The sequence below is a fragment of the Candidatus Ozemobacteraceae bacterium genome (assembly GCA_035373905.1).
Taxonomy (GTDB): domain Bacteria; phylum Muiribacteriota; class Ozemobacteria; order Ozemobacterales; family Ozemobacteraceae; genus MWAR01.
On record DAOSOK010000006.1, the window covers coordinates 113,994 to 128,734 of the forward strand.

The following is a 14,741-nucleotide window of genomic DNA, read 5'->3' on the forward strand; positions in this document are numbered from 1 at the left end:
ACGGAGATGACACCATGGAACTAGGGAAAGAATCATGGAAATGGGGTCTGGTGCTGATCCTTCTGGCGGTCTTTCTGGTGATCGGCCATCAGGCGTACGTCGCCGTCACCAGCCAGGAGGATTACCCGCCGCCCGATGATTACAAACAGGGCGATTCGTATGACATCGAGCGCAATCCCGGCCCAGGAGCCGGCCAGCCGGTCAGCCTGCCGGAGTCGGCCGCTTTTGCGACGGAGGCCGTCGCCATTCCCGAACCTTCCGCAACGGGCACGGAGACGGAGGAAACCATGCCTACCGAACTACCGTCCAGCATGCCCGATTCGTTCCAGAATATCGGCGGCGAAAGCCACCCGTCTCCCGACTGGAGCGACGTCAAGGATCCGTCGCAGCAATAGGAGCCTCGGATGCCCCGATTCTTCGCGTCGAACGCCCTTCTGCCGGCATTATTCGCATGCGCGGCGGTTGCCGCGGAAGGCGGCGAACTGACGAGCTCCCTGAGAACGGCTTCGGAACTGTACAGAACCGGCAGGACCGATGCGGCACGGGAGGAGGCGCTCTCGTTCCAGCGGTATTTTCCCGACAACGTGGAAGCTCTCGTCCTTCTGGGGCTCATCGAGTTCGAGGCGGGCAGATACTCCGATTCGAAGCAGTGGTTCCGATCGGCCTCGCTCAAAGCGCCGCGACATCCCGTCGTGCGGCGGTACAGGAAACTTCTTGACGAGCTCGAGTACCGGAACGGGCCGTTCGATATCTTTCCCCTCCCGCTTCCAGGCCATGACGAGGGGGAAACCGCAAAACGGTTCAGGAAGGCCTGGTTCGGCCCAGTCCCGGCGGCATCCGTCGGCGAAATCCGCCCGCCGGGGCTCGAACCGGTCCTCAGCAGGGATCCGCTCTGGGTTTCCGAGACGGCCGCCCCGCAGGAGCTTCCCGGAGGAGGCTCATCGGGCGAAGAATATGAAACCGCCGGCGGAGCGGCGCTGAAAGAGGCGTTCTATTTGAAGTCATATATCATGTATTCCCAGGCGGTGGCGCGTCAGCCGGACCATGGCCCCTCTCGTCTCGGACTCGCCCGCGCGGCTATCCAGATGGGAAAATTCGGCGAAGCTCTCGACGTCCTGTCACCGTTGCTTTCGATCGGCGCACCATCGGAATCGGCGGCGGAAGCGCGCGCCCTGGCCGCAATGGCTCAAAGCCTCATCGATTCAGGCGGTCATTCCCACTGAGGCTCTCCGCGGGCCTTCGGCTTGCCCGCGAGGATCACGATCTCGACGCGCCTGTTGTTCTCGCGGCCCTCCTCGGTGATGCCGTCCGTTTCGGGCCGCGAATCGGCGAATCCCTGTGCGGAAAAGCGGCCGGGTTCGAGTCCCTTCTTTTCGGTGAAAAATCTCAGCACCGAGCACGCGCGCGCCGACGACAGTTCCCAGTTGCTCGGATATACGGAGCTTTTTGCGGGCCGGTCATCGCAATGACTGTCGATCCGGACGAAATGTTTCGATTCGCCGATAACCGTCGCAAGGGCCCCGAGAATCTGTTCCCCTTCCGGTTTCAGCGAGGCCGTTCCACCCTGAAAGATCGCCTTGGCGGGCATGCGGATTTTCACGCCGTCGCTTTCACTCGCAACGAGCACCTGATCGCGCATGTTCAGGCCCTGGATCTGCGTTTTCAACCGCCTCACGATGCGCGGAATCTCGGAGACGTTCCGGGGATTGGGCAGGAGAAGAACGCCTTTGCCACCCGAAACGAGCCATTGATACACCCCCTGGTTCCGCGGAGTGCCCATCGGCTGTTCGAATGCCGACGAGAGGGCCTGCGACTTCTGCTTGTTCGCCTTTTTCATGCCGAACGTCGTGAACATCAGGAGCATCACGAAAAAGCAGAGCATGTTGGTGAGCAGGTCGCTGTAGGTGAGGCACCAGAGCGGCGCCGTCGGGCCGGTGGATCTTCGGGTGACCACCCTATTTCGACTCCCCGGCAGCCGAGGTCGGGCTTCCAAGAAGATGCCGGGAGTGGCCCGGCAGTAGCGCCAGCAGGCGTTCCCGCACGATGCGCGGGTGAGCGCCGGTCGCGATCATCAGGCACCCTCGCAGGATGAGTTCCCCGTAGAGCTGTTCGCTGTTGCTGCGTTCCTCGATCTTCCGGCCCCAAGGGAGAAGGAACATGTTGGCGGCGAGAGCTCCGTACAGCGTGGTCAGAAGGGCGAGAGCCATCGACGAGCCGATCGTCGAGGGATCATCCATGTTCCGAAGAAGCGTGACGAGGCCGAGGATCGTGCCGATCAGACCGAACGAGGGAACAATGCTGGCGTAGAAATCGATCGACGACTTCACGTCGGCATGCCGCATGGCCCGGGAATGGATCTCGGCCGTCATGACGTCCTCGATGACCTTCGCGTCGATCCCGTCGACGGCCATCTGGAGCCCGCGCTGCAGAAAGGGGTTTTCGATCTCGATGAGCTTCTTGTCGAGCGAGAGAACGCCGTTTCTCCTGGCGAGATCCGAGAGGGAAAGGATCTCCCCGACGATCTTCTGATATTCGAAATCGGCAGGCATTCGGTATGCCTGCCGGATCTGGCCGAACAGAGTCACGATTCGTTCCCGGCTGTAGGCGATCCAGATGGTTCCGAGAGATCCGCCGAACACGACAAGCACGGACGGAAAATCGAGGAAAGTCATCACGTCGCCGCCGCCCAGTTTGAGGCCTGTCAGCAGGCTCGAAACGGCGAGCAGGGTTCCGAAGATCGTTATCTTGTCCACGGGCGGAGCTCCTGGAATGTTCTGGGGGCGGGGGGCCGGGATCAACCTCTCAGGTCGAACTTGAACACCAGCTCGCTCAGGCCGCCTCCGACGACCTTGAACTCGTCGACGGCGATGTTGAACTTGTACGGTGCCACTTCGGCAATGCCGAGAACCTGTCCGCGCTTCAGTTTCTTCGCATCGAGCTTGGTCGCGGGGATCTGGAGATCTCGGACGACCTTGTCGCCTTCCATCAGCTTGATGCCGAACCCGATGTGCTTCAAACGGCCGTTCTCATCGTCGATGACGTCCCACGACTCCTTGTAGGAAACTTTCAGCCAGTACCGGTGACCGTTGAGAACGAGCGGCTTGTCGCGCAGAAACTCTTCCTCCTGCGGATGAGGGCTATAGTTGAGCATGCGGACGTAGGAGAACAGGTTGTCCGATTTTTTCACAGTCGCCATCGCCGTCGCCGCTTTCACGCGGCTCTCCGGCTGTTTTGCGGTTTTCTTCGCGGGCTGCGTCCGCGCCGCCGTTGCCGCCGCGACTGCTCCGCCCGGTTTCACCGGGGTGACGGCGATCGGGGCGTTCGTGCTCGGCAGCTCGACCGGCGGAGGAACAAGCGCGAGACTTCCCGGAACGGCTGGCGGCGCGGCGGGGCGGGCGGGCTGCGCGGTTGACGCACGCTGGTAGCCCGGAACGGCGCTCTTCACCCGCGTCGTGGCAGCCGCCTGCGGCATGGTCGAAGCGGCCCAGGAGAGACTTCCCATGATGAGGATCCCCGATCCGATAAAGAACACTTTTTTCTTGTCCACCATAGAATTCATTCCTCCAGTAATACTCTTGTCAGCCGCTCGCGCCATCAGTTGTTTCGGGCGCCGCCGTTGATCCAGTTAGAGAGGAGCCCCTGATCGGCGGTCGAGAGAGCCGACCGGTTCTTGGGCATACGGGGGGTTTCGATTCCCTTGATGCGCTTGATGAGTTTGCTGCTCTGCGCATCATACGGGTAAATAACGGCACCATATCTGGAGCCCTTCATCAGGCTGGTGTAGCTGTTCAGCCGAAGGCCGGCGGCCGCCGTGCTGTCGTCGTGACAGCCGACGATCGAGCAGTTCACCATCAGAATCGGCAGAACGTTGCGTGAAAAGCTTCCGCCCATCGAAACCAGCGTCAGATTGGTCGTCGCGGTCAGGCCGTTGTCGACGGTGACCGTGATGGAATTGGAGTTGTAATCGGTGGCGTTCGCCGTGACCGTATACACCCCCGGCTGGACGTCAGGAATGGTGAAATTGCCGTTGATATCCGTCTTGACCGTCGTGGTCGACGGCGACGTCATAACGGATGCGGCCGAGATACCAATCCCCGTCTGGGAATCGACGATCGTTCCCGTGATACTTCCGCGCAATGAGGTACTCGTTCCGCAGCCGGCGGCGGTGAGCAGTGCAACACCCAGCACCAGAGCCAGGAACACCTGATATCGTTTCAACATAGAACCCCCACTCCTTCCGTGGTGTGAATCCATACGGTTTCTCATCGGCACATTTCACGGGGAAGTTAAGCGGAACTTAGGTACATTTCCCGACCCATGGTATAATTCCTCCATGACCCGGATTGCCACATATCGATCGATCGGGCCGCGCAGGCGCGGCGAAAGCCTCCTGGAGCTCCTCCTTGCGGCGTGCCTGATGACGGTCGCACTCGTTCCGCTGGTTCAGCTGTATCGCATCTCGCGGGCCCCGGAACGGAAGTCCGAGATGGAATTCACCGCAACGCTCCTGGCCCGGCACGTCATCGAGCGCATCGTCGCCCTTCGACATGCCGACCCGGCCTATCTCCCCGGCATGACTCCGGAAGAGCCGATTGTCTCGACGACCGACGGTTTCCAGGCGGTTTCCGAGCACTTCAAGGGCCTGTTCGGGCGGGAAAACGGTCTCGAAAAGGCAGACAACACCGACCTGTTCAACGCTCTCGAACCGTTTCGGTGCCGCATCGACACCTACTACCTCGACGGCGGCTATTACAAGGTCATCGTCTACATCCAGTATGATGAAAGCGGACGCACGAAGCGGGTCTTCCTGGAACGCCTGTTGCCGGCTCCGACCTCCCTCCAGGAGGACACCCCATGAACATGCGTCGCGGTATCGGCTCGCTGGAAATCTTTCTCCTGGCCATTTTCATGGTCATGATGGGCTCGACCCTCGTGATGGTCTGGCAGTTCTCCCGCATCTCCGTGCCCAACGCCCAGCCCGGAAAGGATCTCGTCACGGCGTATGAGCATGCCGTGGATCTGCTGGCGAACGATGCCCGAAGAGCACGGGCGATGATCGCCGGCCGCGAGCTCCTGCGCCTCGAGTCCGACGCAGAAAGCATCGAATGGAGCTTTTCGGGCGGAAACCTCAGGCGCGCGGCCGGTTCCGCCGCTCCGGAAACCGTCGTCAGCGGCATCCGCGAAGGAGGCTTCACCACTGCCACCCCGACCCCGGGCCTGTTTTCGATCTGGATGGTCCCGGCCGACGTCTCAGCCATGCCGCTGTTCACATCGTTTGCTTTGCGGGGGAACGGCCTATGATGTCGACTCGTTCCGGCGTCACGCTGTACATGATCCTCGCGATGGTACTCGGGCTCGTGATCATCGGCACGACGTTCGCCCTCAACGCGATGCGGAAAATTCTGCCGCCGCCGTTCCTGCTCGAACAGAAGGCCGATTACCAGATGGAATCGGCGTTCGTGTTCTGCCTGTCGCGCCTGAACGATCTGAAGGCGGCATCGGACGAACCTCTCGTCCGCCAGGAAATCGCTCCCGGAGCATGGCTGACGGTTACCGCAAAGCCGGCAGGAAACGACGAATGGATTCTCGACGCCCGGGTCAAGGCGGAATCGTGGACCCGCACGCTTTCGGCCCGCGCCGTCAGGACACCCGCGGTCTCTCGCCCCCCTCAGGCGGCTGAGAACCCTGTTGCCGTTCCCACGGCTTCGGAAACCGGGGAAACGGCCACTCCGGTGTCCCCGACATCCCACGGGGCCCCTGCCAGCCGCTGGAGGATCTTTTTCCTGCCTCCCGGCGAAGGCGCAACCCCGCCCCCCGGGGAAAGGGCGAATCCCTGAATCCGCTGTCCGTGCCCGGGAAGATGCCCCCCCGGGCGGGAGTCGTGATGATTCTCGTGATCGTGTTCGGAAGCGTGCTGCTTCTCCTCGGCATCACGCTTCATCAGTATGCCGTCCGGCAGGAGGCAAACATCCACCACATCACCTCCGGCGAGGTCGCGCATTTTCTCGCCGAGTCCGGTCTGAGCGTTTCCATCCGTTCGGTCAGAAACGCCCTCAAGGCCGCCGGAATCGACGGCGACGCCGGGAGCCTCGAGTTGCATCGCCTCCTGACCCGTCCCGGGCCGCTCGCCGACACCTCTCTCATGTCGCTTCTCAAGGACACCTGGAACGAGGATCTCCGGGGTTTCGCCGCGGAGGTCGACCGGTCCGCGAAGATCGGCGTCGAGGTCTGGTTGCGTGAGTTCGTTCCGACCGAGACGGACCCGGCCGTCTGGGCAGACCCGTGCGCGAAAGCGGGATACCTGTCGATCGAATCCACCGGGGAGTACAAGGGGGTCAGACGAACCCTCGCCGTGAAGCGCCTCGTACATGTATCGAACATCCTTCCCCCGGTGGTCTCGAAATTCACTCTTCACGTCGCCGACGCCGCGCGCGGGAACGAGGGCAGATATAATATCATACGAAATGATTATGCTGGAGGCATCACCGACGGCCCGAAGCCCCTCATATGCCTCAACCACGACACGCCCGAATCGCCACTCGAACCGAAAGCTCTCGCCGAGGCCCTGTCGGCGAACGCCCCGCCCGACGTCTGGAAACATCGTGGCTGGATCTTCCTGGGCGGCCGCCGCGTGCGCCTGCAGATCACCTCCGGCGCCGGCGCGATGGGCGAGATTTTCCACTTCTACGACGTCAGCAACGTGAACATGTTCCAGGCCGTCCGATTCCGCACGCCGGCAGCACAGCTTCCCGAGATCTTCTCGAGCCCGGCGATGCTGCCCGTCGATCAGGATCCCCGGCGGCAGATTTCCTACACCCTCGGCCACGGCTTCGTCATCGAAGGGTTCCACGACCGGAGCAGCCGGGCCGACCACGACGCCATGTATCAGGGAAACGTCCTCTCGTCGAAGGAAAAGGCGGCGTACGGCGCCCAGTCGTCCCAACTGCATATCTTCGGCGAAGCCCGGAAAGGGTTCCAGTCACGGACGAAGGTCGTCGGCAACGTCCACGCCGCGTTTCCCAGGTTCGCGAACATCGACGTCACCCCGGAAGAACCGGATGTCGCACGGCAGTTTTCCGCCCTTCGGCCGCCGCCGATGTATCTGCTCCCTTCGATGGCGGAATCCGACTTCGACCCGGGGCGCATGATCTCCGACGTGCTCGGCCGCAAAACCGGCGGCCCCGTGCTCGTCGCGGGGCTTCTCTGTCCCGATTACCGGCGATATGCCCCGCTGATGAGCGGCATCGTCGAGCTGCCATACGCCAAGCTCTATAATACAATGCAGGACGTTCTCGAAAACGCGGTTCCACGCCAGTATCCTTCCGGACAAACGATTCTCGACGCGGATGACGGCGGGACAATCGAGCTGATGCGCGACGCGGCGCTTCTGTACCGCGGCCGGGCCGAGGCGCCGCACGCGGCCGAGGTGATGCGAAAACGCGCCCGGCGAGAGTTCGGAAGCATCGCCGAGTTCTGGAAGGCATACCTCGACGAGAAGACGGGCATGCTCCACGTCAACGATCTCGTCCGTATCCGGAACGACGAGAAACTGACGTTCGTCCTCCCGCCCGGTGGGAAAAACCCGCCTTTGAAAGTGACCGGCGGCGGCCTCGTCGTCCTCGACGAAGGCAACGTGGCCCTCAGGGGTGTCCAGATGACCGCCCCCGGCGACGCCCTGACGATCGTTGCGGTGAACGGCTCGACGGTTTCCATCGAGAACGCCCTTCCGAACCACGTGAACGTACTCGCCCCGAAGGCCGACCTCACCGCCCAGGCGCGTATCGACCTGACGGGGACCGTCGCCGTCGGAAATCTCCCGCCCGACCCCCGTTCCGCCGGCGGGGTGTTGCGGTACCGGCAGGCGCAGGATCCGACGCAGGCCGGCTATCAGGCGTTCTACAAGATCCATATAGACGACCGGGACAGCGTGTGGCATGAATAATACCGATAAATATATGAGGCGAAGGGCGGTGACCCTCGTCGAGATCCTCGTCGCGGTTGCTCTCCTGAGCGCCGTCATGATCCCCGTTCTCTTCTCGTTCACCGCCGGAAGCCGCGGGCTGGCAATGAGCGCCGAGGACCTGACCGTTCACACGGCCGCGATCGAACTGCTCGAACAGGTCATGGCGGCTCCGTTTGACCTGGTTCCGACAGGCACGTTCGCCAACGACAGGATCCGCGACGGCCGGCCGTTCTCGCCCGCAACGCCCTTGCGGTTTCACATCAGTGACGTTCCCGGCATCGAACGGAAGCTCGAGATCGCCGAGGTCATGAAGGACGGCCGGGTCTGCCTGAAAAAGGTGACGGTGACGATTGCGCTCTCGTCCGCCGATGCGAAGACGCCGCCCCGTCTCTTTTCGCTCAAATGCCTCCTGGCGAGGGAAAACTGAACCATGGTTTCACGTGAATCGAAAAACGCGGTGTACACAGCATTTCGCGGGTTCACCTTCGTCGAAATCCTAGTCGTCATCGTTCTCGCGGTTCTCGTCATCGGCGGGATCATGAAGGCATTCACACAGTTTCGGCGCGGGTTCTCGCAGGGAGAGGAAACGGGAATAACCCTCCAGGAAAGCGGAATGTTCCTGGCTCGCCTGCGAAGCGATCTTATCAACGCCGTTCCCGACAAGCGTCTCCCCCCCGATCGATGGAGAGAGTCGGTGGAGGCCACGCCGAACACACTCTCTTTCACGGTGTACACGGGCGAGAGCGACCGGACGTCGGTCGTCGAGTATCGCTACGATGCCGGGAACGGAAAAGGCTCCATCACCAGAAGCGAAGGGGGAGCCAGAACCCGGCAGCTCGTGAACGGCCGCATCGCATCCCTCACATGGTCCGTGGAAACGGAAGAGATCGCGGACAAAGGCACCGGATCGGGAACCCGTTTCCTCTGGATCGATCTTCGAGCCAGTTTCAGAGGAGAGAAAACACCGGGGACGAAGGGCAAGGAAATCGTCGTTGCAACCAAGCTTTTCCCGGCCAGGCTAATCCGCAGTCTGAACTGATCGGCTCGAAGAAAGTCACCAAGCGGGTTTCCCAAGACATCCCCCCGTGAAGTATAATAGAGGAGACGTATTTCTTTCGGACAGGGAGGTTCTTCATGAACGCGCGCGTCAGAACGCTCATGCTCGTTCTCATGGTCGCCCTCGCAACCGTCTTCCAGGCGGTTCCCGCACCTGCGCAGTCGGGCAGCTACCTCGACACACTGTATCAGGCAAGCGAATCGGGCCAGAACGAAGAACCGGCGGCGGCCGCGGAAACGACAGCCCCGTCCGATCAACAGGCTGCCCCCCCGAGCGCCCTGGGAGCCTCTCCCGTTCACTTCCAACAGTGCCAGATGACGGCGTCGCAGGTCGAGGCCCTCATCAGGAACATCATCCAGCAGATCCTTTCGAAGTATGGGTGCGGAATGGGCGGCCGGGTGATTATCATCCGCATCCCCCAGACGGGAACGACCGGCACGACCGGAACCACGGGAACGTGCCCCCCTCCGGCGACGCCCCCGGCAGCGCCGCCGACGCCCACGACCCCGTCCCCGACGACGCCTCCGGCCACCCCGGGCACGTCCTCGGTCGCCGGCCTGAAAGCCGAGATGAAGGCGAAATACGGCATCACCGCAACGGACGGGGACGGCGCCGTCTGGAGCCAGCGCCAGCTTGAAGAGGCGAACAAGGTGCTTGCAACCCTGCCTGAAAGCTTCCGCTCAAACACGAAGAGCATCCAGCGCGATGCGTCATACATGAGCCCCGGGGTCCTCGGCTATGTCCGGATGGGCATCCCCACGGTCCACATGATGAACAGTTCCTGCTACGACCGCACGTTCCAGGGCACACTCGTCCACGAGATGACCCACACGTTCCAAGCCAACAACATGCACCTCGTCAACGCATGGAAAAGCCAGTTCTGGTCGAGCGGCCTCCCCAACCCGCCCTCCGTCTCCAGCTACGGCAACACCCAGGCCGTCGAAGATTTCGCCGAATCAGTCAGAAGCTACTGGCAGAACGGTGCAGCCATGAAGAAAAGTCAGCCGGCCCGGTATGAATTCATCCGAAACCATGTGATGGGAGGCACGGAATACTGATGAACGCACGTTCTTCTTTCCTCCTCATTCTCTTCCTCATCGGCGTGACCGTTGCCGGGCAGGCGATGATCGCAACCCTCAAACTGCCAGATCTGGTGCGCCAATCCGAGATCATCGCGCTCGCAACCGTCGTCTCGTCGACGGAAACGGAAACGGACAGGGAACAGATCTCCACGTTCCGCAACGAGCTGAAACCCGACAAAATCCTGAAGGGCTTCTGGAAGCCAGGCACGCCCTTCGTCGTCATGACCCGCCAGTGCGGCAAGCCCGGCCAGATCGGCTGGATCGAAGACCAACCGCAGTTTCCCGACAAGGGCACCCAGTGCCTCGTTTTCCTGAAGCGGGTCGACGTCGATAAGCTCGAGATCGTCAACCTCGTGCAGGGCGTCTGGCCGATCGTCGGCGGAAAGCCCACGGGCATGGGCCTCGGATATGCGATCTCCCAGATCGAGGAACTCGTCAAGCAGCAGAAAAACTGAAGCGAGCGACAAAAAAAGCCCCCTCCTCAGGGGGCTTTTTTGCATCTTCTCAGCATCCGCCATCCGGGCATCGGCGATGTTTTCACGCCATCCGCGACGGCAAGTCCGGGAATCCAGACGACGTTTCGGCCGCAGACGACGATCACCAGGTCGTTTCGCAGATGGCGCGGAATGTGCCTGTCGATGAGCCACCTGGAAAACCTTTTCTCTCCCATCCCGCCGGCTTGACGGAACCGGTCGCCCGGCGCTCGCGTGCGGACGACGAACGGGCCAGGATATATATCATCATTTATCCATACGGCCTGGCACTCGCCGGCGGCTCGTTCAGCAACTTCCGTGGAATCAGCTTTATCGGCGACGAGATAGATCCAGTCTGCGATATTCTCCGGAAGCCCGGGTTTCAGGATCGTTTCAGGCAGCGACGGCCCCTGCGTTCCGGAAGAAATCACTGCAAGCCCGTCGCGCGTTCTGACGATCATCCGGTCCCGGAACGGAACGCCGCGCCCGCACGCCCCCGCCCGGACAAGTTCGGCGAGGCGGTCGAGCAGAGCCCGAGACGGTTCCCCGGCCTTCAGCCGGCTTATCAGCCACCGGTGCAGGATTTCCCTGAGGAGAAAGTCCGGGTGGTGCGGAGAAATCGCGATCGCGCCCGCATCTGATGCCGCAACGCAACGCCCGGTCAACGAGCGGACGAGCTTCGAGACGGATTGCAGGTCCTCCGCCAGCGGACAGATCCGGCCCGCGATTCCAGGCCGGAGGGTTTCGAGGAACGGAACGAGCTCGTTCCTGATGCGATTCCGCAAGAATCTCGAGGAGGCGTTCGACGGGTCTTCCAGCCACTCCTGGCCGATCTCCCCGAGAAATCCGCGCAACTCCGCTCGTGAGAACGCGAGAAGCGGTCGCCAGAGCGTCAACGGCTTCCCGTCGATGCGGACACGCCGCCGTTCCCGGATGCCGCCGAGCCCCTGAAGCGAGGTTCCGCGAATGATTCGCATGAGAAGGGTTTCAACCTGGTCGTCGGAGGTATGCCCCAGCGCAACCGCGTCGAGGGCACGCTCTTCAACCGCCCGAGCAAATGCGGCGAGACGCCCCGCCCGCGCCGATGCCTCGTTGATTTTGTTCCCGACAGCTTTTGCCAGGGTAACGCCGAAAAATTCCATGTTCAGCCCGCCGGCAAGACGCCTGACCCATTCCGCCTCGGAGCCGCTTTCCGGCCGCCACCCGTGATCGACATGCAGAATGACGAGCGTGCAGAGCCCGGTCTCGTGAAGCGGCTGCAGCATTCGAACCAGCGCGACGGAGTCCCCGCCGCCGGAAACGGCAACCCCGATCCGCTTTCCCGGCAGCCGGGCCGCCACACCGTCGATCTTTTTCTTCCAAGCCTGAGAACGCACGACGCTCTCCTTCGCAGCCATCATAGACAACACCCCGGTCTCTCGAAAGACCGAAAGTGTCTCAATAACGAAAAAACCCGCTTTTGAGGCGGGTTTTCAAAAACATCGGACGTTCCTGCAACGTCCTGCGGTAGCAGGGGAGGGAGTCGAACCCTCGACAACACGGGTATGAACCGTGTGCTCTGACCAACTGAGCTACCCTGCCATGAAGAAGGGCCGGCTAATAGCCAGCCGACCCTTGTTCCATCGGTTGCGGGGGACGGATTTGAACCGCCGACCTTCGGGTTATGAGCCCGACGAGCTACCAGACTGCTCCACCCCGCGTCGTAACAGTGCCGGGAGCCGGGGTTGAACCGGCACGGGTATTACCCCACCGGATTTTAAGTCCGGTGCGTCTGCCTATTCCGCCATCCCGGCGGAACGTAGATTGAGAATACCACCGATCGCGTACGAAGTCAAGCCGGTATTTTTCAAAGCAGGGCAATCTTTCACCGATTCACATTTGTACAGAAGGTTTCCATTCGCATTGTCTGTGGTATAATGGAACCATGCAGAAAAGCGCCATGCCCATGCATCCCGTTCCCGCGGCCCGTAAGCGGCGGGGCGTGACGCTGCTCGAAATCCTGTCGGCAATGCTGATTCTTGCGTTCGCCTTCATCCCGATTTTCGGGGTCATCAGCACGGGAACGGCCGATTCCGACATCACGAACTCGTATATCTCGGCCCAGACCATTGCGAGGAACGTGCTTGATACGGCGCTCGACTCGGTGCCATTCGAAAGCATCCAGGTGAATACCGGCCAGATCGCCGACATTGGCGAATCGAATGACGAATCGAACGTCGGGCTGATGGTCGACGTTCCCGGCTACGACGAGCGCACCTTCCTTGCTCAACTCGGCAACAACACGACGGCCGACATGAGCACGCGCGGAGAAATCATCGACGAGCGCGGCATCAGATACAAGGTCAAGCTGTTCGTGTTTCCCATCGCAGGGAACGCTCCCCTCAACATCGCGAACGACGTGAGTTTCCGGTATCGCCCGCGGCCGCTGTATGAAAACGCGGTCAATGCCCAGAACCAGCAGATCTGGTATACGACCAATCCCGGCAACCTGTATATGAACTCAGCGGCGCAGAGCCCCTATTCGTATCCCCTTCCGGCTCCCGTCATCCAGTCGGCCCGGGAGCTTGGCGCGCCGGCCGGGCCCTCCGGCGATTATTGCGTCATGAAGCGCCTTCTCCTGCGGGTGAAGTGGCAGATGCCGCGCGGCATCGAACGGTCGGTCACGATCTATACCGCCAAGGCGCATCTTTCGAGGCAGGATTGATCGAAATGAACTTCACCGGCAGAAGACAGGGAATGGCGATTCCGCTCGTGCTGCTGTTCGCCACCGTCCTGGCCGTCATCGGCACCGTCCTGATCAAGACGACCCGACAGACGAGCCGACAGAACCTCACGAGCTATAACCAGCTCCAGGCGCATTTCGTCGCCCGCGCCGGCATGGAGCACGCCCTGCTGAAGATCAAGTATCTCCAGCGCGAGCTGTACGACGCGATCTGCCTCTCCCAGGGCCGTAACCCGCTCTACGATTTTTCACGCCCCATCGGCCCGACCAACCCGGGGCCCGCGTTTCTCTACACGTCGGGCGAGTTCTCACCCAACGGCTTTTTCACGCCCAACTTCTCGAAACCCAATTTCACGGCCTGGATCCAGGCGTTTACCGAGGATCTTGTCTCCGGAACAACGATCGACGGCGTCCAGTATAATTCGTGCCTGAGCTTCACCTCCCCGCCGGCCGCCGTCTCCGGGCTGATGCGGGAGCATTTCACCGGCGGCTACACCGTCTCGACCGTCGGCATCGCCGCCAACAACACGGTGGAGCAGTCGGCCATCGTGAACAACCAGAGCATCGTCGAGGTGACCGTCGGCGCTTCGATCACGAGCGCCCGGAACGAGACCTGGGATGCGACCCTGAAAAGGACGGTGCGCGTATCACGTGACAATGCCCCGTAACAGCCGTCTTCCGGAACGACTCCGCTCCGGATTCACGCTGATGGAAGTTATTATAGCAGCGTCTATTTTATCATTCTTCATGATCGGTCTGTTCGGCGTGTTCCGCGGCGGTCAGCAGGTCGGCGCGCAGGGGCTCTGGCTGCAGAAAACGGTCACCGAGCTCCGGAACGCCACGCGTCATATATCTACTACTATTTCTCGAAGCAGTTATCCTTCGACGATCGTGTTTCCCGGAACGATCGTGGAAAACGACAAGGACGACTTCAAGGCCCATTACTCGTCCGAGCCCTGCATCGAGGCGAGCCGGGCGAAGGCGGTCGCGGCGAAGACAACGCCGGGAACGCAGTTTCTGCGCGTCACCGAGTCGATCCCCGAGCAGTCCGGCGGAGCGCTCACCAACAATGCCATCCTGTATTATCACGTTTACTCGCTCGCGAGAGACGGCAGGCTGATCTACAACCGGTATCAGCGCAACATCCCGCAGACCGTTGCCCCGAACTACATCAAGGATATCAGCCAGGCGGCCGTTCCGAGCGGAGACACGACGCTCGTCGAGAGCGTGGAGCTCGTCACCGACGTTGCGTCGATCGGCGTGAGCATTTCCGCCACGACGGCATCCATCACCCCCATTCTCATCGATATCGAGTGCGCATGGCCGCGCGGCAAGACCAGGCGGAGCGAGCGCGCCGTCGCGCTTCCCAACGTTCCGACGTTCCAGCACAATGCGACGACCGACGCGGACTGGCGGTTGAACTGAGCCGGCCGCATTTCAACTT

General features: G+C 61.6%; 18 protein-coding genes and 3 tRNA genes. 13 read left to right on the forward strand and 8 right to left on the reverse strand.

The genetic code is table 11. The features are described from left to right. The first annotated feature begins 14 nt into the window (after positions 1 to 14). Both PLU72_04425 and PLU72_04430 read left to right on the forward strand, forming a co-directional pair. Entirely contained in the window at positions 15 to 395 is a 381-nt protein-coding gene (locus PLU72_04425) for a hypothetical protein (GenBank protein ID HOT27414.1), read from the forward strand. 9 nt (positions 396 to 404) lie between these two features. Beyond that, the gene (locus tag PLU72_04430; protein ID HOT27415.1) at positions 405 to 1,223 is read left to right on the forward strand and encodes a tetratricopeptide repeat protein; all 819 of its coding nucleotides are present in this window, start codon (positions 405 to 407) and stop codon (positions 1,221 to 1,223) included. Here the strand turns inward: PLU72_04430 and PLU72_04435 are convergent. Genes PLU72_04435 through PLU72_04450 form a run of 4 tightly spaced genes read right to left on the reverse strand, consistent with a single transcriptional unit; the run spans position 1,211 to position 4,221 of the window. Further along, a complete protein-coding gene (locus tag PLU72_04435) occupies positions 1,211 to 1,954 on the reverse strand; it encodes a flagellar motor protein MotB (protein HOT27416.1) in 744 nt (247 codons plus the stop codon). The genes PLU72_04430 and PLU72_04435 overlap by 13 nt on opposite strands. A 1-nt stretch (position 1,955) precedes the next feature. Further along, positions 1,956 to 2,753 carry a MotA/TolQ/ExbB proton channel family protein gene (locus tag PLU72_04440; GenBank protein ID HOT27417.1) on the reverse strand — a complete coding sequence of 266 codons (798 nt, stop codon included), beginning with the start codon at positions 2,751 to 2,753 and terminating at the stop codon, positions 1,956 to 1,958. Positions 2,754 to 2,794: 41 nt separating this feature from the next. Beyond that, on the reverse strand, positions 2,795 to 3,550 hold the full coding sequence (locus PLU72_04445) for a hypothetical protein (GenBank protein ID HOT27418.1): 756 nt from the start codon (positions 3,548 to 3,550) through the stop codon (positions 2,795 to 2,797). A 44-nt stretch (positions 3,551 to 3,594) separates the two neighbouring features. Next, a complete protein-coding gene (locus PLU72_04450) occupies positions 3,595 to 4,221 on the reverse strand; it encodes a carboxypeptidase regulatory-like domain-containing protein (protein ID HOT27419.1) in 627 nt (208 codons plus the stop codon). 112 nt (positions 4,222 to 4,333) lie between these two features. On the opposite strand from PLU72_04450, the gene PLU72_04455 reads away from it, so the two are divergent. The 8 genes from PLU72_04455 (at position 4,334) to PLU72_04490 (ending at position 10,557) form a co-directional block, all read left to right on the forward strand. Continuing rightward, the gene (locus PLU72_04455) at positions 4,334 to 4,858 is read left to right on the forward strand and encodes a hypothetical protein (protein ID HOT27420.1); all 525 of its coding nucleotides are present in this window, start codon (positions 4,334 to 4,336) and stop codon (positions 4,856 to 4,858) included. Beyond that, entirely contained in the window at positions 4,855 to 5,301 is a 447-nt protein-coding gene (locus PLU72_04460) for a hypothetical protein (protein ID HOT27421.1), read from the forward strand. Before PLU72_04455 ends, PLU72_04460 begins: the two co-directional genes overlap by 4 nt. Further along, entirely contained in the window at positions 5,298 to 5,837 is a 540-nt protein-coding gene (locus PLU72_04465; protein HOT27422.1) for a hypothetical protein, read from the forward strand. The genes PLU72_04460 and PLU72_04465 overlap by 4 nt, the downstream gene beginning before the upstream one ends. A 47-nt stretch (positions 5,838 to 5,884) precedes the next feature. Then, positions 5,885 to 7,942, forward strand: coding sequence for a hypothetical protein (locus tag PLU72_04470; GenBank protein ID HOT27423.1), 2,058 nt, complete (start codon positions 5,885 to 5,887; stop codon positions 7,940 to 7,942). Next, complete coding sequence (locus PLU72_04475; protein HOT27424.1) at positions 7,935 to 8,390, forward strand: prepilin-type N-terminal cleavage/methylation domain-containing protein; 456 nt, start codon at positions 7,935 to 7,937, stop codon at positions 8,388 to 8,390. The genes PLU72_04470 and PLU72_04475 overlap by 8 nt, the downstream gene beginning before the upstream one ends. Before the next feature lie 3 nt (positions 8,391 to 8,393). Next, positions 8,394 to 9,002 (forward strand): hypothetical protein, encoded by a 609-nt coding sequence (locus tag PLU72_04480; GenBank protein HOT27425.1) that lies wholly within the window; start codon positions 8,394 to 8,396, stop codon positions 9,000 to 9,002. A 95-nt stretch (positions 9,003 to 9,097) separates the two neighbouring features. After that, a complete protein-coding gene (locus PLU72_04485; protein ID HOT27426.1) occupies positions 9,098 to 10,078 on the forward strand; it encodes a hypothetical protein in 981 nt (326 codons plus the stop codon). After that, on the forward strand, positions 10,078 to 10,557 hold the full coding sequence (locus tag PLU72_04490; protein HOT27427.1) for a hypothetical protein: 480 nt from the start codon (positions 10,078 to 10,080) through the stop codon (positions 10,555 to 10,557). The genes PLU72_04485 and PLU72_04490 overlap by 1 nt, the downstream gene beginning before the upstream one ends. Positions 10,558 to 10,583: 26 nt before the next feature. Here PLU72_04490 and tilS read toward each other — a convergent pair whose 3' ends face one another. From tilS to PLU72_04510, 4 genes are all read right to left on the reverse strand, one after another. Then, complete coding sequence (tilS, locus tag PLU72_04495; GenBank protein ID HOT27428.1) at positions 10,584 to 11,951, reverse strand: tRNA lysidine(34) synthetase TilS; 1,368 nt, start codon at positions 11,949 to 11,951, stop codon at positions 10,584 to 10,586. Positions 11,952 to 12,082: 131 nt separating this feature from the next. Next, positions 12,083 to 12,156, reverse strand: a tRNA-Met gene (locus PLU72_04500). Between the two features lie 45 nt (positions 12,157 to 12,201). Continuing rightward, positions 12,202 to 12,275: transfer RNA gene (locus PLU72_04505), tRNA-Met, on the reverse strand. 9 nt (positions 12,276 to 12,284) lie between these two features. After that, positions 12,285 to 12,368: transfer RNA gene (locus PLU72_04510), tRNA-Leu, on the reverse strand. Between the two features lie 146 nt (positions 12,369 to 12,514). Between PLU72_04510 and PLU72_04515 the strand changes: the two genes are divergently transcribed. Genes PLU72_04515 through PLU72_04525 form a run of 3 tightly spaced genes read left to right on the forward strand, consistent with a single transcriptional unit; the run spans position 12,515 to position 14,722 of the window. Next, positions 12,515 to 13,279 (forward strand): prepilin-type N-terminal cleavage/methylation domain-containing protein, encoded by a 765-nt coding sequence (locus tag PLU72_04515; protein ID HOT27429.1) that lies wholly within the window; start codon positions 12,515 to 12,517, stop codon positions 13,277 to 13,279. A gap of 5 nt (positions 13,280 to 13,284) precedes the next feature. After that, a complete protein-coding gene (locus tag PLU72_04520) occupies positions 13,285 to 13,965 on the forward strand; it encodes a hypothetical protein (protein ID HOT27430.1) in 681 nt (226 codons plus the stop codon). Next, positions 13,955 to 14,722 (forward strand): prepilin-type N-terminal cleavage/methylation domain-containing protein, encoded by a 768-nt coding sequence (locus PLU72_04525; protein HOT27431.1) that lies wholly within the window; start codon positions 13,955 to 13,957, stop codon positions 14,720 to 14,722. Before PLU72_04520 ends, PLU72_04525 begins: the two co-directional genes overlap by 11 nt. The last annotated feature ends 19 nt before the right edge of the window (positions 14,723 to 14,741 follow it).